The 20,144-nt window shown below is 52.3% G+C and carries 19 protein-coding genes; 4 read left to right on the top strand and 15 right to left on the bottom strand.

Annotated features, from left to right (window positions below):
- Positions 1-102 precede the first annotated feature (102 nt).
- Entirely contained in the window at positions 103-1,008 is a 906-nt protein-coding gene (locus IDH41_RS09715) for a LysR family transcriptional regulator (protein WP_190860485.1), read from the top strand.
- A 79-nt stretch (positions 1,009-1,087) separates the two neighbouring features.
- Here the strand turns inward: IDH41_RS09715 and IDH41_RS09710 are convergent, their stop codons facing one another.
- Positions 1,088-2,047, bottom strand: coding sequence for an alpha/beta fold hydrolase (locus IDH41_RS09710; RefSeq protein WP_190860483.1), 960 nt, complete (start codon positions 2,045-2,047; stop codon positions 1,088-1,090).
- Positions 2,048-2,240: 193 nt separating this feature from the next.
- Entirely contained in the window at positions 2,241-4,067 is a 1,827-nt protein-coding gene (locus IDH41_RS09705) for a glycoside hydrolase family 127 protein (protein ID WP_190860481.1), read from the bottom strand.
- A 254-nt stretch (positions 4,068-4,321) separates the two neighbouring features.
- Between IDH41_RS09705 and IDH41_RS09700 the strand changes: the two genes are divergently transcribed.
- Positions 4,322-5,737, top strand: a complete 1,416-nt coding sequence (locus tag IDH41_RS09700) for an RNA-guided endonuclease InsQ/TnpB family protein (RefSeq protein ID WP_190860479.1) — start codon at positions 4,322-4,324, stop codon at positions 5,735-5,737.
- 67 nt (positions 5,738-5,804) lie between these two features.
- Here IDH41_RS09700 and IDH41_RS09695 read toward each other — a convergent pair whose 3' ends face one another.
- From IDH41_RS09695 to IDH41_RS09655, 9 genes are all read right to left on the bottom strand, one after another.
- Positions 5,805-7,223: an ABC transporter substrate-binding protein gene (locus tag IDH41_RS09695; protein WP_317890716.1), complete on the bottom strand. Its 1,419-nt coding sequence runs from the start codon at positions 7,221-7,223 to the stop codon at positions 5,805-5,807.
- A 111-nt stretch (positions 7,224-7,334) separates the two neighbouring features.
- The gene (locus tag IDH41_RS09690; protein WP_190860477.1) at positions 7,335-9,119 is read right to left on the bottom strand and encodes a cache domain-containing sensor histidine kinase; all 1,785 of its coding nucleotides are present in this window, start codon (positions 9,117-9,119) and stop codon (positions 7,335-7,337) included.
- Positions 9,120-10,670 carry a response regulator transcription factor gene (locus IDH41_RS09685; protein WP_190860475.1) on the bottom strand — a complete coding sequence of 517 codons (1,551 nt, stop codon included), beginning with the start codon at positions 10,668-10,670 and terminating at the stop codon, positions 9,120-9,122.
- 97 nt (positions 10,671-10,767) lie between these two features.
- Positions 10,768-11,598, bottom strand: coding sequence for a carbohydrate ABC transporter permease (locus tag IDH41_RS09680; RefSeq protein ID WP_190860473.1), 831 nt, complete (start codon positions 11,596-11,598; stop codon positions 10,768-10,770).
- Positions 11,595-12,401 carry a carbohydrate ABC transporter permease gene (locus IDH41_RS09675; RefSeq protein WP_223829611.1) on the bottom strand — a complete coding sequence of 269 codons (807 nt, stop codon included), beginning with the start codon at positions 12,399-12,401 and terminating at the stop codon, positions 11,595-11,597. The genes IDH41_RS09680 and IDH41_RS09675 overlap by 4 nt, the downstream gene beginning before the upstream one ends.
- A 371-nt stretch (positions 12,402-12,772) precedes the next feature.
- Complete coding sequence (locus IDH41_RS09670) at positions 12,773-13,537, bottom strand: sugar phosphate isomerase/epimerase family protein (RefSeq protein ID WP_190860471.1); 765 nt, start codon at positions 13,535-13,537, stop codon at positions 12,773-12,775.
- 494 nt (positions 13,538-14,031) lie between these two features.
- Positions 14,032-14,343: a DoxX family protein gene (locus IDH41_RS09665; RefSeq protein WP_190860469.1), complete on the bottom strand. Its 312-nt coding sequence runs from the start codon at positions 14,341-14,343 to the stop codon at positions 14,032-14,034.
- 12 nt (positions 14,344-14,355) lie between these two features.
- Complete coding sequence (locus tag IDH41_RS09660; protein ID WP_190860466.1) at positions 14,356-14,997, bottom strand: NAD(P)-dependent oxidoreductase; 642 nt, start codon at positions 14,995-14,997, stop codon at positions 14,356-14,358.
- 129 nt (positions 14,998-15,126) lie between these two features.
- Entirely contained in the window at positions 15,127-15,573 is a 447-nt protein-coding gene (locus tag IDH41_RS09655) for an RrF2 family transcriptional regulator (protein ID WP_190860464.1), read from the bottom strand.
- Positions 15,574-15,861: 288 nt separating this feature from the next.
- Between IDH41_RS09655 and IDH41_RS09650 the strand changes: the two genes are divergently transcribed.
- Entirely contained in the window at positions 15,862-16,224 is a 363-nt protein-coding gene (locus IDH41_RS09650; protein ID WP_190860462.1) for a VOC family protein, read from the top strand.
- On the top strand, positions 16,221-16,784 hold the full coding sequence (locus IDH41_RS09645; protein ID WP_190860460.1) for a winged helix-turn-helix transcriptional regulator: 564 nt from the start codon (positions 16,221-16,223) through the stop codon (positions 16,782-16,784). Before IDH41_RS09650 ends, IDH41_RS09645 begins: the two co-directional genes overlap by 4 nt.
- Before the next feature lie 117 nt (positions 16,785-16,901).
- Here the strand turns inward: IDH41_RS09645 and IDH41_RS09640 are convergent, their stop codons facing one another.
- From IDH41_RS09640 to IDH41_RS09625, 4 genes are all read right to left on the bottom strand, one after another.
- Complete coding sequence (locus tag IDH41_RS09640) at positions 16,902-17,741, bottom strand: GyrI-like domain-containing protein (RefSeq protein WP_190860457.1); 840 nt, start codon at positions 17,739-17,741, stop codon at positions 16,902-16,904.
- A gap of 282 nt (positions 17,742-18,023) precedes the next feature.
- Positions 18,024-18,665 carry a zinc dependent phospholipase C family protein gene (locus tag IDH41_RS09635; RefSeq protein WP_190860455.1) on the bottom strand — a complete coding sequence of 214 codons (642 nt, stop codon included), beginning with the start codon at positions 18,663-18,665 and terminating at the stop codon, positions 18,024-18,026.
- A gap of 111 nt (positions 18,666-18,776) precedes the next feature.
- A complete protein-coding gene (locus IDH41_RS09630) occupies positions 18,777-19,202 on the bottom strand; it encodes an NUDIX hydrolase (protein ID WP_190860453.1) in 426 nt (141 codons plus the stop codon).
- A 374-nt stretch (positions 19,203-19,576) separates the two neighbouring features.
- Positions 19,577-20,014 (bottom strand): DUF5412 family protein, encoded by a 438-nt coding sequence (locus tag IDH41_RS09625; RefSeq protein WP_223829610.1) that lies wholly within the window; start codon positions 20,012-20,014, stop codon positions 19,577-19,579.
- Positions 20,015-20,144 lie beyond the last annotated feature (130 nt).

Here is a 20,144-nt window from a genome sequence, read left to right as displayed (position 1 = left end):
AAAATGTATGTCTTGAACCTAGTATAGGCCTGTGGTACCATCAATAAAAGTGAATGAAATTCAAAATAACATTCAATATTATTGAAAGAAAGGGGGAGTATGATGGAATTGCGCCAACTGATTACGTTCCGCACGGTTGCCTCCACTTTAAATTTCAGTCGGGCCGCGGAAGTGCTGAGCTACGTCCCCTCCAACGTCACGATGCAAATAAAAGCATTGGAGGATGAGCTTGGCGTTCGTCTCTTTGACCGCTTGGGCAAGCAGCTCGTTCTCACGGCCGCGGGCAAACGCTTTTTAACTTACGCCCAAGGCGTTCTAGATAAACTGGACGAAGCTCGCAGCGTCGTGCATGACAATGAACATTTAAGCGGCACCGTAACGATAAGCGCCAACGAGGTTCTTTGCGCCTATCGGCTTCCGGCTGTCTTTCGCCTGTTTCGTTCGCGCCATCCGGGCGTTCGTCTCATCTTCCGCTCCGTACCAAATCAACAACTCAAGCAAACGCTCTTTGAGGGAACCGCGGATGTCGTCTTTACGCTGGACGAACCCATTCGCTCAACCGGACTTGCAGTCGAACCGTTGCTGGAAGAGACTTTCCGCTTATTCGCGGCCCCTGACCATCCGCTCGCGAAACGGACTGCACTTCAGCTGGAGGATTTTCACGGAGAAGTGTTTCTGACTAATGAAAAGGGCTGTACCTATCGAACCATGTTTGACCGGGGATTTGAGAAAGAGGGCATTGACAGTATTACGTATTTAGAGTTTCAAAATGCCGAAGCCATTAAACAATGCGCAATGACGGGAATCGGGATTGCCTTTCTTCCTGAAATAACAGCGGAAGCCGAAGTTGAACGGGGCGAACTTGTTGCTCTTCCCTGGAAAATTCCGGACTTGCACGTGTATACGCAGATGTTATGGCATAAAGACAAGTGGCTTTCGCCAATCCTATTATCTTTCATAGAAGCGGCAAGGGAGGTTATCGCTACAGAGGAGAATAAAACCGATTAGCCTATTCGGCGATAGCGGCGGCACAAAAAAACGGGCGAGAATCGGGAGCGCTCTCCCGTATCCCGCCCGGCCGCGCGTATTAGGCCTCCAGGAAAAATTGCATCGTCATATCGTTGAAGCCCGGCAAATCCTCATGGCCGAAGTCCGGATATATTTCGAGCCGCTTCGGCGCCGTTATTTTATTGATCGCGGCAAACTGCGAGGATGGCGGACAGATCGTATCCATCAGGCCGATGCCGATCAGCGCCTCGCCCCGGATGCGCGGCGCGAGAAACTGGATGTCGATGTAGCCCAGCTTCGTGAATATCTCTTCCTCCCGCTTATGCTGCGGATCGAAATGGCGGAAGAACGTGCGCAGCTCCGCGTACGCGTCCTTGGCCAAATCCATTTGCCACACCCGCTTGTAATCGCTGAGGAACGGGAAGACCGGCGCCAGCTTCTTCACGCGCGGCTCGAGCGCGGCGCAGGCGATCGTCAGCGCGCCGCCCTGGGAGCCGCCCATCGCCATGACGCGTTCCGGATCGACCTCCGGCATCTGCATCGCGATGCCCGCGAGCTGGGCCGTATCCAGGAAAATATGGCGGAACAGCAGCTGGTCCGGATGATCGTCAAGCCCCCGGATAATATGGCCGTGATGCGTATTTCCCTTCACCCCGCCCGCATCCTCGGACTTTCCGCCTTGCCCGCGGCAGTCGAGCGAGAAGACCGAATAACCGAGCGCCGCATAGCCCAGCTTGTCGTGCCAGCTGCCCGAATGGCCCGTATAGCCGTGGAACTGGAGGATGGCCGGATGCGGCTCCGCGACGTTCCTCGGCCTTATGTATTTCGCATGGATGCGCGCGCCGCGCACGCCCGTGAAATACAAATCGAAGCATTCCGCATACGGCACTTGGAACGGGCTCGGAACGAGCTCGATCTGAGGGTCGACCGCCTTCATCTCCGCAATGGCGCGGTCCCAATATTCATCGAAATCCGCAGGACGGGGATTCAATCCTTCGTACTGCTTTAATTGCTCGAGTGGCATATCCACTAACGGCATTGGCTTACCTCCCGCAGCGATCCTAAGTCGCTTGAAGTTTGTCGCTCTTTTTCATTGAAAGCGCTACCCTCTATTTTAATGACATTTGGAAGGAATGGGAATAGCCAAAAAAAGAACGTCTTGCTCCTTGCGGCTCGGACCGCCGCGGCTCCGCTCGGACCGGGCTTCGAATCGTCCCCGGGCTGTCTCATGCTCACCGGTATAACCGCTCGTCCCGCTTCTCCTTCACCCACACCTGCATGAAGCCGGGCTCGCGGTTATCCCATGCGTAATACGGCACGAAGGCGCAAGCCTCTCCCCCGACGGCGCGGCCCGTTATAACGGTAACCCCGCCCAGCAGATCGTCGCGGCGAACGGCTGCGAACGGTTGATCCGGATCGAGCCGCAGCTCGTCGAAGGCCAGCCCCGGATTGTCGGCCTGCTCCGCGCAGTACACGAGCGGTCCGCGCTGCAGCGCGACGTGTCCGACGTTCTCGGCTACGTTCGGATGGGAGCGCACGACCTGCACCGGCATGTCCAGCACAAGCTCGATCCGGTCGCCCGCGCGCCAATGACGGTCAAGCACGAGGTAACCGTCCTTCGTCGCCGCTTGCGATACGGCAAGCTCCTCTCCGTTCACCGTTACCTTATAACTCCGGCACCAGCCCGGAATGCGCAGCAGCACCGGGAACGCTTCCTCGCGCTCCGGTCGAACGTCCAGCCGGATCGCGCCGTCCCGTGGATAGCCGGTTTCCATCCGGATGCCGACGCGGTTGCCGCCGCGGAGCGCAATCGCCGCCTCGCCGCCCATATATTGATTGACGGCGACGCCCTTCTCCGTCAAGGCGTATTGGTAGCCGCCGACGGATGGCAGGAACCGGACCAGATTGGTCGGGCAGCAGGACGTATGGAACCACTCCACCCGGTGATGCTCTCCTCTCGAGGCGAGCGGATTGACGTAGAAGAAGCGGTCGCCGGACAAGGAAATGCCGGCCAGAGCGCCGTTATACATGCAGAGCTCGACGACGTCGGCATACTTGGCATGGCCGAACAACAGGTTCATCCGCTGGTTCCAGAACGCCATCGCGATCGCGGCGCAGGTTTCGCAATAGGCCGATTCGTTCGGCAAATCGTAATCGTGCGTGAAGCCTTCGTTCTCCTTGGACGGCCCGATGCCGCCGGTTACGTACATGTTGCGCTCCACGGTATGGGCCCAGACGCGGTGCAGCGCGTCGATATACGCGGGATCGCCGGAGACGTTAACCGTATCGGCCATCGCCGTATACAAGTACATTGCCCGGACGGCGTGCCCCTTGACCTCCTTGATGTCGCGGACCGGCACGTCGTCCTGGCAGTAGGCCGGCCCCCATTCGGCCTTGTCCCAAATCGCCCCGGATCCGCGGCCGTGGCCCCGCTCCTCAAGCAGCCACAGCGCGAGCCGCCAGTAGCGCTCCTCCCCGGTCGCCCGGTACAGCTTCACGAGCGCCAGCTCGATCTCCTCATGCCCTTCGACCCAGTGGCGTTTGCCGGGGCCGAACGTCCGGTCGTAATGGTCGGCCAGCCGGCACGCGACGTCAAGCAGCGTCCGCTTGCCCGTCGCTTCGTAATAGGCGACGGCCGCCTCGATCAAGTGGCCGCCGTTGTACATTTCGTGCTTCTCCATGTCCGACCATTTCTCTTCCGGCTTCTCCAGCGTGTAGTAGGTGGACAAATAGCCGTCCGCTTCCTGCGCGCCCGCGATCAGCCCGATGATCCGGTCGATCTCCGCCTCCAGCTCCGGGTCACGGCCGGTCATCAGCGAATACGCCGCGCCCTCCAGCACCTTGTAAACGTCCGAATCGTCGTAATACATCCCCTTGTGACCGCCCTCGGCCATGCCCGCCGCCTTCGCGAAGTTCGCGATGCGGCCCGTCGATTCGCACTGCTGCAGGCAAGATTGCTGCGTCACCTTCCTTACGTTCGCAAGCCGCGGCTTCCAGAAGGCGTCGTTCAGCTCCACCTTCGTGAAGGGCACGCCTTGCCAGCGCTCCAATGTTTGCATCCTATCGCACTCTCCCGTTCCTGCCGCAACGGATCGTTCGGCATATTCGTCTCATTCGCAAAGACGGCAGTCCGATTAGACTGCCGCATCTTTTGTATCAATTTTCGTCGAAAGGACACCTACTTCTGTAAATGGCGAAGTGAATCGGCGCCCTGCTGTGTAAGACCACAATAATTTCTTTCCTTCCTCTTGTTTTAGCGATACAATAACCACAGAACGCACGTTCCCATTCCAAATTTGAAGGAGGTGAAGTTATGACGGATTCAAAGTCCATGTACAGGACTCATCAAGTATGGATCAAACCCGGTCACCGTCTCTTTACGTACCTAGACCTAGCGTGTCAAAACGCAAAGAACCTGTACAACACGACTAACTTTTACATCCGACAGGTGCTCACTTCATTTGGACAGAAAGAGTCCTTACAGCCATTGCAACAACAAGTAATGATCCTACTTGCAGAGCATATCGATGCGATGAACGAACGGCTGCGCGAGAAGAATCGTTCTCGTCCCTTCAAGCTCCCTACCGAGGAGAAGCCATTTGTTTCTTACAACTTCTTGGATGCTTTATTCAAAGTGATAGATCAGAGCGACTATCGGGCACTCCCTACGCAAAGCAGTCAAGGCATCATGAAGATTGCGTTTCAAAACTGGGTCTCTTTCTTCGCCAGTATGAAGGACTACCGAAAGCATCCCAGGAAATACAGCGGAAAGCCCCGAATACCGGGATACGTCCGCAGTAAGGTGAAAGAAGTCGTGTTCTCCAACCAGGATTGCGTGATCAAAGAAAAAAAGTTTCTAAAGCTTCCGAAGACCAAGCTGCAGCTTAATATCGGCAAGCTAGGCTGTACCGGCGGACAGTTGAAGCAGGTGCGCGTGATACCGCGATATGGGCAATATATCGTCGAACTGGTCTTCGCTTATCCAGAAGTAAAGAAGGAAGCAGCGAAAGAATACGCATTAGCCATTGATCTTGGCGTTGAAAATCTTGCAACCATCGTCACGACTACCGGTTCGAAACCGATGCTCGTGAAGGGCAAGATAATCAAGGCGATTAATCAATATTACAACAAGATGAAGGCTCATTATACCGGCATTCTTCGTCAGGGCAAGAAACCGAGCGAAGGTGTCCATACGTCCCGTCGATTGGAACGTTTGCATTTGAAGCGCCATCGCCGGATCAAAGACTTATTCCACAAAGTAAGCCGTCATATCGTTCAACTGGCTGTGGAGCAACAAATCGGCACGATCGTCATCGGTCATAACGATGGATGGAAGCAAGCGTCCGCGATCGGAAGGCGAAACAATCAGTCTTTCTGTCATATCCCGCACCAGATGCTTATTGGGATGATCCAGTATAAGGGAGCTGAACAGGGAATAACCGTAACCTTGACCGAAGAAGCTTATACCTCGAAAGCCAGCTTTCTCGATCAAGACCCATTGCCGCGTTACGATGAAGAAGGAGAATGGATCTTCACTGGCAAGCGGATTCATCGCGGACTGTATGCGAGCACAAGGGGCCTGATTCATGCCGATGTGAACGGCGCAGCGAACATTTTGCGTAAAGTATTCCCATACGTATCCACCCAAGGAACGGATGGGATAGAGGGGTTGGATGGTTACCAGACCATCAACGTGTCAACTCCACTGGTGTTAAGCATCCTTAAATAAATCAGGATGATACATCAGAAACCCACACTTTAGCCGAAGCGACAGCATCGGTAAGTGGCGGGAGTATTCATTCGATATCCCGCCGTCCCTGCACCTGCGCCTGTGCTTTGTCCGCGATTGCGTCCATCGCTTCCTGGGCGCTCTGCTCGCCCAGCCACACTTTGTCGAGAGCCGGCGTGACGATGTCCATAATTTTGTTGAAGTTTTTCACGTAGCCGGTCGGCGTCTGACGGCTGTGCTCCAGCAGCATGTCGATGACGGCGGTCTTATAGCCTGCCGTCCGCCCCGGCGAATCCTTCGTCCATTTGTCGATCAGGGCCGGATCCTCGTACCAGCTCCGAATCGCCGGCATCCATACGCCCTTATGGTTCAGCTCCAACGTGCCTTCGGGATCGAGCAGCGCCTTCACGAGCTCCCACGATTCCTGCGGATGCTTCGTCGATTTGAAAATCGAGAACATCCCTCCGACGACCGTCGTGACCGGCTCCTTTATAACCGGGAGCACGGCGATGTCGTAATTGACATCCGTCACTCCCAAATCCATGTTCGCCCATTGTCCGTCGATTACCATGGCCACCTTCTTCGTCTGCAGCGCTATATTCGTGCCCGGCACGTTCTTCGCCTGCACCGGCGACGGCGCGACGTGATGGACGTTCACGAGATCGGCCAGCTTCTGTAACGCCTCGACCGCCTCCGGCTGGTTAAGCGCGAAGGTTGTGCCGTCCTCCGAGACGAAATCGCCTCCGTTGCCGTACACGAAATTCGACCAGCTGCCCCACCAGCCGTTCGCGCCGCTAATACCGAACTGTCTGATCCGCTTCGGATCGAAGCCCGGCTCGGACGCGTTTTTGCCGTTTTCGTCGATCGTCAGCCTCTTGGCGACCTCTACGAATTCATCCCAGGTCCAAGCCTCTTCGGCGCTTGCGGGCGGCGGCTCGATGCCCGCATCCGTGAACATATCGACGTTATAATAAAGGGCGAACGTCTCCGGACCGGGCGAGAGACCGATCAAATTGCCGGGCTCGGCATAATAGGAAATATGCGGCACCAGCTTGTCGGCGCTAAACGAAGGATCCGAGTTCAAATAGTCCTCCAGATTGATAAACTTGCCTTCTTCGGCCAGAGGGAACGCCAGCGTTGCCGATTCCATCATCGCCACGTCCGGCTCCTCGTTGCCGGCAATCATCGTCGTCAGCTTCGTATCGTAGTCCGTCGGGATCGACTCCAGCTTGACGGTCACGTTCGAATGGCTCGCCTCGAAGCGCTTGATCGCGTTCTCGAACGCTTTCACTTCGTTCTGATTGCCCCACATCGTCAGCCGAAGCGTAATGGGCTCTTTGCCCCCCGCGCCGCCCGCCGCGTCGTCTGCTTCATTGTTCGCATTGTTCGCATTGCCGCCGCTGCCGCCGCCGGAACAGGCGGAGAGCAGCAGCATGAGGAAGAGAATTGCGGATAGACCCGGCTTTATTTTCCACAACAGCTTCACGTTCGTACCCCTCTCGATTGCGCGATTTAAGTCATAGCTGCAGTCTATGATACTTGTATTGTAAGATGAAAAAAGCGCTTGCAAAACCTGAACATGATTAGGTTTGGTGGACTATTCTTGGCTGTTGACGGGAAGGTCGAGCCGGATCAATGTCCCTTGGCCCGGACTCGACGCGATGTCGATCCGCGCCCGCTCGCCGTACTGCAGCCGTATCCGGTGCAGCGTATTGCTTATGCCGACGGAGGCGGCCTCGCCTTCAAGCAGGCGCCGGGCGACGTCTCCGCTCATGCCCTTGCCGTTGTCCTCGATCTCGAAGCGCCGGATTCCGTCCGCGATCCGTCCGCGGATGGCGATCAGGCCGCCCTCCTCCACTTCTTTGAAGCCGTGCAATATCGCATTCTCCACGAAAGGCTGAAAGAGCAGCCGCGGCACCTTGTAGTCGAACAATTCCGGCTCCAGCTCATAGCTGACGTTGAACATATCTTCGAACCTCAGCGCCGTAATGTAGAAATAATTTTTCATCCATTCCAGCTCTTCCGCCAGCGACACCTCGCCCCAATCCTTCCGCGACGTATAATGCAGCATGCTGGAGAGGCTGACAAGCGATTTGCTAACCTCCCGCTGTCCTTCCTCGATCGCCATCCAGTTGATGACGTTTAACGTGTTATACAGAAAATGCGGATTCATCTGCATATTGAGCGCGACGATTTCCGCTTCCTTCTCCCTCAGCTTGATTTCGTAGTTTTCCTTCACGAGCGTCTGGATCCGGTCGTTCATCTTGTTGAACTTCTGCAGCAGCGTGCCGAACTCGTCGTTGCTCGTCGCCTCCACCCGCGTATGGAAGTCGCCTTCCCCGACGAATCGCATCGCGACCAGCAGCTTCTTGATCGGCCCGATAATCCGCGCCGAGATGACGTAGGCGAACGCAATCGCGATGATGCCGAGCAGGGCGGCGAACAAGAACGTCGAAGTCAGCAGCGTCGGCACCAGGCCGCCGATCAGCACCGACTCCGGCACGACGGCGACCGACAGCCAGCCCGTCACCGAGGAGCGGTCATAGACGACGAGCTTCTTCTCTCCGTCAAGCTCCATCCGCTTCGTGCCGCTTCCAGACAGCAGCCCCACCCACTCCTCTCCGAGCTTCCCGGCGACCATCCCGCCGTCCGAATGCGCGACGACGGTGCCCGCCGCCTCATCCACGACGAAATAATCGGAGCCTTCCGGAATGCTGCGCTCGAACAGCGAGCGGAACATGTCCGCCTTGAATAATATAACGAGCGCCGGACGCTCGACATTTTTGTCGAGCGTCCGGAAGGTCGAAGAATCGAGATACGAGAGGTTGAGCAGCCGCGACGCGGAGAACATGTAGCGATAATCGATTTCCGCCTCCGACAGATAGGGCTGATCGAACATTCGCGAAAATTCGAAGGTCGGCGTCCATACCATCTTCCCGTCGCTTTCCATCGTTTGCTTGTAAATAGCCGACTTTGTCGGATCGCTCATCGGCAGCTTGCGATTGGTCGAATCGCCGCCGAACGTAAAGTAGGTCGTCCACAATTGCGGCATGTAAATATCGTCGTTCATCGAAAAATATTTGCTGAGAATCGCCTTCACCCGTCGCTCCGCCACCAGCAGCTGGTCCTGGCGCGCGGGATTCAGGCTCTCGAAGATGGCGAACATCTCCGCGTCGACGAACAGGGCGCGGCTGCCCTTCTCGATCTGCTGCAGCTTCGTGTCCAGCACCTCGTTGTTCTTCCTTACGATCTCAAGAATGTTTGTCTGCGCCTGCTCGCGGACGACGTTCAGGCTTGTCCGGTAGAACAGCGTCCCTAGCGCGAGCAGCGGCAGCAGAATAAGAAACAAATAACTGATCAGCAAGCGGCTGCGGAACCTCATTTACGTCACGCCCTTGACGGCGCCCGACAAGGCGGCGCCCCGGAACACCTCAGGCGAGACGCCCGTATGCTTGCGGAATAACCGGCAAAAATATTTGGAATCGCGGTAGCCGCATTGCTCGGCGATCGCGTATATTTTCAAATTGCAGGAGGCGTCGGACAGAAGCTCCTTCGCCCGGTTCAGCCTCGTCTCGATCAGCAGCTCCGAGAACGTCTTGCCGGTGGCGCTTCGGAACAACGTGCTGAAGTAGGAGGCGTTGAAGTGGTACATCTCGGACACGGATTCCAGCGTCAGGTCGTCCATATACCTCGTCTGGATAAGCTTGATGCAGGATTCCGCCACGAATTCGCCTCGCCCTCGCTTAGACCGGCTATGAACGTCGCCAAGCGCCTGAAGGCATTCTTCGACCGTCCGCAGAACGGCGGCGAAGGAAGGGCTGGCCGGAATGACGGTCAACGCCGCTTCGTTCAGACGGTCCGACGCCGCCTGATCGAGCAGATGCCGGGTTCGGCTCTTCAGCTTCATGACGGTCAGCGACGCGCATTTGCGCACATGGGCCGGGTCCGCCCTTCCGCCTTGCGCCAGCCCCTCGAACGCCTCCTTGCACAGGCCGAAGGCGGCCCGTTCGTTACCTTGCTGCGCGATCGCCTCATAGACGAGCTCCGTATCCAGCCCGAAGCTTCCTTCCTTGCCGAACGAAGCATCATGCCAGACGATGCCGTGCCAGCTTTCGTAGAAGGCGTAGACGAGCGCCTGCCGCGCGGTCCGGTACGAATCCGGGGCGCCCGTCAGCAGCCGCTCCGTCCATTCGCCGAACCCGTGCGCGACCGTCTCGCCGCCGCGCCAGAAGTCGGCATCCGCGAAGCGGAGCGCGCGCCGCACCTCCTCCTGCGGAAGCTCGCCCGCTTCGATCAGCGTAATGAGCCGCGAGCGGCGGCCGTCCCTTGACTCGGCCGGTATCGTGATCAGGGGGCCGAACGGGGACAGCGTCCGCTCGAGCAGCTCCCGGTAGCTTTCCATCCGCCGCACGGCCGCCTGGCCGTCCGGGGCTGAAATTTCCGTCACGGCCGCGTACCCGCCGCCGTGCAGCAGCTTGATCGCGGCGATGGCGCCCTTATCCTCGGCCATGTCTCGCCCGCTCAGCCAAGCATGCAAAATCGCGTTGTAGGTACTGCCGCTCTCCTTATGAAGCTGGGCTTCGATGCGGTTCAACGTCGCCTCCACCTTGTCTTGGTCAACCGGCTTCAGCAAATAATCGAAGGCGTTATGGCGAATGGCCGACTGCGCGTACTCGAACAGGTTGTAGGCCGACAGGAAGACGACCCGCGGACGCTCCGGCAAGCTATTAATATTCTCGAGAAAGGCGAGCCCGTCCATGCCGGGCATCCGGATGTCGGTCAGCACGATCTCCGGGCGCTCGGACCGCACGATCTCGAGCGCGTCCGTCCCGTTCTTGGCGGCGTACAGCTTGTAGTCCGGCCGGATCGCGCGGATCATGTTCACCATGCCCTTCCGGTGCCTGATTTCGTCGTCGACAACAAGCAGCTTCATCGTCATTCGTCCCTTCCGTCGTAAGCGGTTAACCGCTTCGTATTCCAACTATTATAACGGAGATTCGGAATCCCGTGGATGGCAACAATTACCTGCGTTACCCCTTCAAGCCGGTCAGCGTAATGCCTTCGAGAAAATACTTTTGGCCGAGCAGGAAGACGAGGACGCACGGCAGAATGACGGCCGCGGACGCCGCCATCAGCAAGTCCCACTGGGACGAGTACGTGCCCTGGAACATCTGCAGTCCGAGCGCGAGCGTATACTTTTCCGCCGATTTAAGATAAATGAGCGGGCCGAAGAAATCGTTCCACGTGCCAAGAAACGTGAACAGCGAGATGACGATAACGGCCGAGCGGCTGAGCGGCAGAATGATCCGGTAATAAATTTGGAAATACGTCGCCCCGTCCACGACGGCCGCCTCGTCGAAGTCGCGCGGAATCGTCATGTAGAATTGCCGCAGCAGGAAAATATTGAACATGCCGCCGCCGAAGAAGGCCGGCACGATTAGCGGATAGAACGTATCGTAGAAGCCGAGCTCCTTCCAGCCGATGAAGGTCGGGATGAGCGTGACCGCCCCGGGCAGCATCATGCTCGAGAGCAGGATCATAAAGATGATATTGCGGCCCTTCCATTCGATCCGCGAGAAGCCGAAAGCGGCGATCGTGCTGCTGACGACCGTGCCGGCCAGGCCAAGCGCGACGATAATGATCGTGTTGAGAAAAAACCTGTCGAACGGCAGCTCCGTCAGCGCCCTCGTGAAGTTATCCCACTTGAAGGGCGAGGGCAGCCACACCGGCGGCATTACGAAAATTTGCGACAGGCTCATCAGCGAGCTGCGCAGCATCCAGACGAACGGCATCAGGAACAGGATCGAGATGACCGCCAGAAGGATATAGCCGAATAGTCGTTTCGTTAGCGATTCGTTCATGAACGGCCCTCCCCTTCGTAATAAACCCATGATTTGGACGTGCGGAAGATGAGCAGCGTGAACAGCATAATAATAACGAACATCACCCAGGCCAGCGCGGACGCGTAGCCCATCTCCGTATCGCGGAACGCGGTGCGCCACAAGTAGAAAATATAGAACAAGCTGGAATTGTTCGGACCGCCCTGCGTCAAAATGTAAGCTTCGTTAAATACCTGGAACGAGCCGATGATGGTCATAATCGTATTGAAGAAGATCGTCGGGCTGACCATCGGAATCGTAATATGGAACAGCTTATGCCGCCATCCTCCCCCGTCCACCTCGATCGCCTCGTAATATTGATTCGGAATGCCGCTCAGTCCCGCCAGGAAAATAACGACGGTGCCCCCGATGCCCCACATCGTCGTCAGTACGATCGACGGTATGACGCTGTTCTCTGCGTACAGCCACATGCCTGTCGGCAGATGGAGCCAGCGCAGCACCGTATTGACAAGGCCGAGATCGGGATTGAGCAGCCAGATCCAGATCATCGAGGTCGCGACCGCCGGCACGATGCTCGGCAAGTAGACGATCGTACGGAACAGTGCCCTGCCCTTCAGATTCATATTAAGCAGCAGCGCGATCGCGAAGGAGACGATGATCGTCGCGGGGACCTTCAGAACGACGAAATAAAACGTCACCTTGAGCGATTTCCAGAACAGCTCATCCTCGGTGAACAGCCGGATGAAATTGTCCAGTCCGACGAATCGGATGCCGTCCTTGAATATCGAGTAATCCGTTAAACTTAGAAATAGGCTTGCCGCCATCGGCCCCGCCGTAAACAGCAGGAAGCCGAGCGTAGCCGGAAGCGTAAACAGAAAGCCATACAGGAACGCTTTTTGTTTGCGCGAGCGCGTGCCCGCCTTCCCGAGAAGCGGGGACTGCCCCTGCGCCATAAGCTTAGTCGTCATGTGGATCTCCTTCCTTAAGCTGGCGATATCGGTTCATAGCTGCAGACTATGATTACTTTTATTTTAAAGGCTGCCGCTCTTCCGCCATATCTGAATAAGGTCAGGTTTGGTGGACTTCTATTGGGTTTTTGCCAAGGCGCGCAAGCAAAGAAGCCGTCTCCCGCAGCATTAGGCTGGAGAAACGGCTTCCGTTGTAGCGGACGTGCTATGTTTCGAACAGATGGCATTTACAGGGCGAGAGTCGTTAAGTACTTGAAGCTGATTGCCAGGCTCTCGAACGGGTCGCGGCGGCATACGTCCTGCTCCACCACGTACCATTCGACGCCCGTCTCGCGGCATGCCTGGATTATTTCGTTGAAATTCAGATTGCCTTCCCCGATTTCCGCGAACACTTGCTGACGGCCGTCGATCGCCAGATCCTTCAGATGGACGACGCCCATCCGGCCGCTCACGCGGCGGACCATCTCGGTCGGATCGACGCCGCCGACATGGACCCAGTACGTATCGAGCTCGAAACCGAACGCGTCGGCGTCGCTTTCCGCGAGCAGGATGTCCATGCCGGTCCGGCCGCCGAACTTCTCGAATTCGAACTGATGGTTGTGGTAAATAAACTGCAGCCCTTGCTCCTTCAGCCGCCGTCCGACCTCGGACGCCTCCCGCGCGAAGGCCGCATACCCTTCCGCGCCGCTCTGGTACTCCTTCGGAATGGAGCCGATGCCGACATAGCCGCAATTCCACAGCTTATGCTTCCGGACCTCCGCCGCGAAGTCGTTCTGCAGCGCTTCGAAGCTTACATGCGTCGCGCAAATGCGCAAGCCCGCTTCGTCCGCGATTTGTTTGATGGCCTCGGGCGCGATCGGGCCGACACCCGACACCTGCACCGCTTCGTAACCGATCTCCCTTACTTTGCCCAGCGTCCGTCTCAAGTCGTCTTCCGTCTTGCAAAAGTCCCTTAGCGTGTACAACTGCGCCGCGATCTGGGATCTCTTCATGATTTCGCCGCCTTCCCCGATTTTTCGCCATTGTTGGTAGCAACGACTTCATTGTACCACCGCTCATGTAAGCGCTGCTTTACTGAGGTTATCGAACTTGGGCCGGGCATTTGACCGTCGTTGGACGATGGCCGGTAACGAAGCGGACAGGATTGATTCCAGATTTCGCGCTGGACGACCAGATCGTTTATCGATATCACCCGTTACGATATCGAAGTCGCCATTAGAGAAGTTTTGTTGAATACTCACAATCTTTTGCTCGAAGTCCCGCTTGCTGGAACTGTGCGTGAAGCGTATCGACTGGCAGCGTAATCATTATGTTTCTTTTGAATTTCTCTGCGAACAACCGGAGCAACTTCTGTAGCCAGTAGTTCTATGGCTTTCGCTACTTTAGAGAGTGGCTGTCCCCCCCATGTCAAACTGCCCCATAAAACGGCTATGACCAAAAAGCTCATGCTGATAGAGAATCTTTTCAACAAGTTGCTGCGGGCTTCCTATCGCAAGGACAGAATCATGAATGTATCCTTGAAGGGATCTTTAACTCGGATATGAGTGATAATACCGCCGATACCTGTAATGCCAAGGATTAACGCGCCCAAGGCTACCCAGCTGGATTCCCAATAGCCAACGATTAATGCAGCTGTGCCGGCAAGTTCGATAATACCCGTTACAACGCGAAACCATTGCGGATATCCCCAATGCTTGAAGCCCTCGACATGCATCTTGGAGCCGGATACTTTCCCAAACCCCGCCATTAAGAACATGAGTACTAATATACTTTGCAAAATAATCGAAAAAATAGTCATGTACGTCTCTCCTTATCGATTGAAAATTATGGGCATTTTCTTGCTGTATAAATTTTCTTTTGCCACACGATACATGAACTTACCTACATTCTCCCGCGATACTCCCATTTTTGCGGGTTTATCACCGAACGAAAAGGCATACTCTTGGTTCCGATGGTTTACGTTTGGATTAATAATTCGAACGACAGTCCAGTCCAGTGGAGAATGTTTAATAAGCTTCTCCATCTTCTTCATCTCCAGATAACCACTGGGCAAAAATAGTTTTGCCATTATTCCAGGGAAAACGGTGCTGAACTGTTTTTTATCCTCATCTGATTGCAGCGTAGGAGTAGCCAAAGTGATTAGTCTTTTCTTATTGAGTTTTTTCATCGCATTAATAATGGCTTCATGACCATCAGCTACTGGGGTTCCTTTTATTTTGCGCGATAATGCTGGACCAAGTGTGCTAATGATAACGTCCGAATGCTCAATTGCTTGATGAACTAAGGCCTGATTTCCCAGCTCCCCAACGATTATTTTTACATTCGGGTGTACCGTTTTAAGGCGATCTGGATTTCTAACGTATGCGGTAACCGTGTTATTCGTATCTCTTAGCGCCTCTTCCAACACGATCTTGCCAATGGCTCCGCTTGCACCAAATAAAGTGATATTCATTTTGACTCCTTTCTAATTTGTGCTTGCGAAAAGCACAGTTCGTTTAAATTTTTTTGTGCTTATAACAAGCACAATTTATTCTAATAAAAAAGTTGCATTCGCGCTGCAACTTATTATTGCAATCGAGCTTTATTGTTCTTTAAAGAAATGGACTCGATCCATCAATTGGGCAATCGTGTAATTCCGCAAATGCTCAATGGTCTTCATTTCGGCTTCTTGGAGAATCTTCTCAAGCTCAACATCTAACTGTTCTCCAGCTTCTCCACAATCCACATCGACTTCGGCTTCGGCTTCATTAGAACAGCTGCTTATTGCCTCATAGATATCTCCTAAAGTAATTTCCGTGGACGATTTTTTTAATAAATATCCGCCTTCGCGACCGCCTTTGGATTCGACAATTCCAGCATGGTTTAATGACTGCATCACTCTTCGCAGGAAGGTAGCATGTGAATCGACTTGACTCGCTATCGTAGCACTGCTAAGCATACTGCCACTTTTAGCTAACCAGACAACGGAGTGAATGGCTATTTTAAGACGAGGGGGACCAATGTGAACTCCACGCGACGCGTTACTCATATCTTCTCCCTCCTGTATATCACTAAAGTGCAACTTCCATAAGCACATTATACGTGTTATGTAGCTATTACGCAAGTCGTTTTTTCGTACGATAATTTTTCAACATTATATCTCTAATTCACTATTCCCTCTAATTTGATCCACAGCTTTTTGCAGACCGTTGGCGGTTGGTTGCAGTTCTGGCACCATAATGAACCATATCATTTCAGTTTACGACTTTACTACCGATAGTATACATGGTATATTATCGGTAGTAATCATATCAATATTCATACAGGAGGTTGTTCTATGTACAGATCAGGCGTAACCGTATGGTACAGTGTCGCAAATTTGGAGCAAACATTGGAATTCTATTCCGGCAAGCTTGGTTTTGAGGTGATTTTCCACGATTCGTCAAGCGGCATGGCGATGGTGAACACGAATACCAAGGATTGTGTCATTGGATTTTCGGTAGCAGAGGCTGTTGAACCCGCAACCTCTTCGACGGTATTCGAAGTCTTGAATATCGAAGATGCAATGAAGCAACTGGGGGCTAACGGCGTGTCGTTCGTCGGTGAAGTGGAGCATGTCCCCGGGATGGCCAAGCTCGCAACTTTCGTCGATCCCGATGGGCATAACCTGATGCTTGCCGAAACACTTGCTGAGCTTTGAGCCAGGAAGAACGGGTTCTGAGACTGAGCCGGGAATTGACCGGGCAATGGACATTGCCCATCTTGTTAGCGCTTGAAGGTAATGGAGGCCGGTTCACGCCCCTCCAGAACAAGCTTAACATTGCCCCCTCTCGGCTCAGCGCTAATCTGAAGAAGATGGTCGAGGATGGCTTGCTCCTCCATCTTTCTCCGTCAGAGAGGCGACACCCGCTCTTGCCCGAATATGTGCTGACAGAAAAAGGACGGCTCCACCGGGAAGCAGCCCGCGCCGTTCAGCTCAGCGAAGAGCGGATCGGACATGGGAGGCTTTCCGACAAGATGTGGGGCATGCCAATTCTGCTGACACTTAACTTCAACCACACGCGATTCCAAGAAATTCGTCAATTGCTCGACGGTATTACTCCGCGTATTTTATCCTTGCGTTTACAACAATTTCATGATGACGGCCTAGTCTGTAAGCATATATCGGAGGAACCTCGGCCCTCATTTCTGTATCAGCTGGAAAAGCAAGTTCAGCATCCGGTTCAGCAGCTTTCGATTGACTTGGCTTCCTTAGTTTGAACCCACTTTTCTCCTTGGGTTCTTGTTTGCAAGCTGTTGAACGAGAACCCGAAGAGGGCTGCAACAGGTCGCCCACCGGCAACCTGTCACAGCCCTCCATTCCGCGACTGACCGGGTTTACTTCTTCCCCTCTTCTCCCGTCGACACCGCTATCGGGATATAAATATCCAATTCCGAATTTTCCTCTTCCGTTCCTGTAAACCGCTCATCGTATCGTTCAAAGTCAATGCCCTTGACCAACTCGAGACCTTGAAGCTGCAACCACTTGCTGTAAATCAGCTCATACGTCTCGCTTAATCCCCCGATATTTCCTTTGTGGGTGAAAATAGCGTAGCGCTGCGCCGGTACAATAATCTTCTTCATCCCTTGCGGGATGGATTCTTCATTGGTTTTGAATCCCGCTACATAAGTGAACTCCTCTTCATTATCGCTAGGCACGCAAATACCATAGGAAACTAACGGTTGAAGTTTACCGTGAATTTCATGCTCGCGAGACATGAATCGCTGCCACAACCCGGGAATGTCACCCTCATCAGATTTGCTGTTCCATGCCATCCCGACAACAGTAAATGCCTCTTTCTCCACAATTTTTGGTTCCATCGGTATGCCTCCAGTTAACGTCATATACTTGACCATCTGTTGAATGGCAAAGAACTGCTTCTGGCTGGACACGATTTCCTCTTGAATATCGTTCGCACGTTCTTGCAGGAGTCGTATAATCTTGTCATCGTCATCCAAGGTTCCGGCGCGTTTCAATTCCAATATCACTTCAATGCTCAGCCCCATGGAGCGCAGCAATAAAATTCGCCGCAGTTCGGGTAATTGATCGGAAGAATATAGCCGGTAATGATTGGTCTCTCCTATTCTACTCGGGGTGAACAATCCAATGGAATCGTAATACCGGAGCGTCTTGGAGGTCACTCCGAACAAACGCGCAATATGGCCGACAGTAAGCAAGATAATGTCTCCCTCCAGCAGTGGTCTGTATGTTCATCCTACAACATTCACCTTAGGGCAATGTCAAGGCCTGTAAATTCACAGACTTTGGACGATTACTGATTGCATGTATAAACTCTCACACCATTATAATAAAACTAAAGAAAGAGCCGTGCGACCAACACGACTCCGACAGCACAGTAGACCGCTTCAAAGGCGGTCGGCTTTGGTTATTTAGTCAGAAATGGATCGTTCACCTGGCAGTGGGGCGGTCACTCTTAAGACATTCATCTATCGTACCCGTTAGTGTAATCGTGCGTGGGCATCAAAAATCATTTCTTCTATGACAGCAATAGCCTTAGATATGGATAAGTTTATGTACTCGATGATGTCATCATAATTATATACTTCAAGTTCGCAACTTTTATTTTGTTCTATAATTTCAAAATCTCCGTACATCTCTTCAATAAATTTTTGCAAGTCGTCTCGAGTTATATCTTCTATTTCTCTCGGGAGAGCATAAATTTCCAACCAATCTTTAAGGTATCCCATTTTATAATGACAAAGCAGTTTTGTATTCATTTTTCTAAAATCAGAGTGCCATTTTTGCAAAAAGGTCGGGTCTAACTCTTGCTTCTGCTGCAATTCATATGGATAGTAGATGTACTCCATCCACACGTTGTCGCCGATTAAATGAGTCAAATATCCTAATGAGTAGTCATCTTTTATGTCTGACAAGTATGTATCCATGTATCTTTGATAATTTACCTGCCTGGTTCTCTTGTCCACGTCCCCTTCGAAATAATGGGTAGCAACTTTTCTTTCAAATGAGAAAGCAGCATCAGGCGCAATTGAACCTATCAAAAAATCTCTCTTGTTTTTTATACCATCAAGGCTAGAAGCAACTATCTCACCAATGATTAAATGCATCAACCGCGAACCCATAAAATCCCACCTCGCCCCAAATTTTACGGCGAATCACCCCATAAATATGATTCATTGATTGCGCCATTTACTTCCTTCGATAATAGATGTTGCCTGCGGCTTCTTGAGATATCATATATTCTTCTCATCATGAAACTCCATACAAAAAGGTTGAATTTCAGGGTTTAAACAGTACTCAATTCTTTTTCTGAAATCTTTCCATTCAACCTTTTTTAGTGCTTCGTCTAGCGGGAAGAATCCCGTCTCCAAACTTTCTGGTGATTGTATTAATTCTCCACCTATTGGCTTCGCTAAAAATAAGGTGTTACAAATTGAATTGCCTACGTTTTGAAATATTCCGCAGAATTTGATAATTTCAATGTCTATTCCGGATTCTTCCTTTGTCTCTCTTATTGCAGCTTGACTTAAGGATTCTCCTTCTTCTACTTGACCACCAGGCATCTCCCAACCTCTTCTTGGTCCCTTAATAAGTAATAATTCATTCTTTTCATTCACAACAATTGCCGCTGCAGAAACGATATGTTTAGGTGTACTCATTTTTAATACTCCCCGTATAATCGTAATATTTATTATAAAACTCTTTAATTATTCGCAAAGTGATTGAATTATCACTGCCCGATAGTTGAACAGGCTGTCGATCATCCGGCAGCCTGTCTTCATGGAGCTTTCGTTACTCGTTGAATCGAGGTGATTGGAGATTTTCGTTATTTATTAGTTTCTCTGCAAGGTCTTTTTCTTCCTTTTTGACAAAGATATCAAATTGATTGAAATCATTTCTACTCGATCCTGCCATCCCAGTATCATGGCCGTATTATAATAGTCCGCTTGTTTGAATGAAGTGAAAATCAAATATCTATTTAGGCGCTTGTAGCAGAACTTGTCGTACTTCTCCGTTAGCGCGATAAGAGATATTAGTTTTGGTAGCAAGTCTCATATTCGCCTTTCATTAATAAACTCTTACAAGCCAAACCATTTTCGTGATAAATCTCTTTACCGATTTCTAATTTGATACTTCTATTCGAATTTGGATAATTAGGTTCGTCATTTAGAATGTACAGTGTATTCTTATCCACCCATTCCATAGCAAAATTACTTTTTGCATCACTATAATAAACAATTTGCACTTTATTCTTCTCATTGTTTGTTATTTCAACCCATACATTAACACCACCTGCTGCACCACCATAAAGTTCATAAAAAGCATTAGCCGTATATTCTTCAGTGGGGGATGTTAAAGGTCCAGAACCCTTTTGGGTGGATTCTCTATCAATATCACTAAATGTAAAAAAGTACATCTCATAAAAATAGATTGAAGATGCCAACACAACCCCTGACAACGTTGCAATCATCAATTTTTTAGGAAAAGCCCTCTTTTTAATAAAAGAAATTATTATGTTAACACATAATATCAAAAATAATATAACGGTAATGAAAGAAATTAAGAAACCAAATAAAATTAGAATAATGATAATCCCCCCT

Origin of the sequence: Paenibacillus arenilitoris (assembly GCF_014705655.1) — a bacterium.
Taxonomy (GTDB): domain Bacteria; phylum Bacillota; class Bacilli; order Paenibacillales; family Paenibacillaceae; genus Pristimantibacillus; species Pristimantibacillus arenilitoris.
The sequence above is the reverse complement of the archived record's forward strand: the minus strand, read 5'-3'. Positions and strand labels throughout refer to the sequence as shown.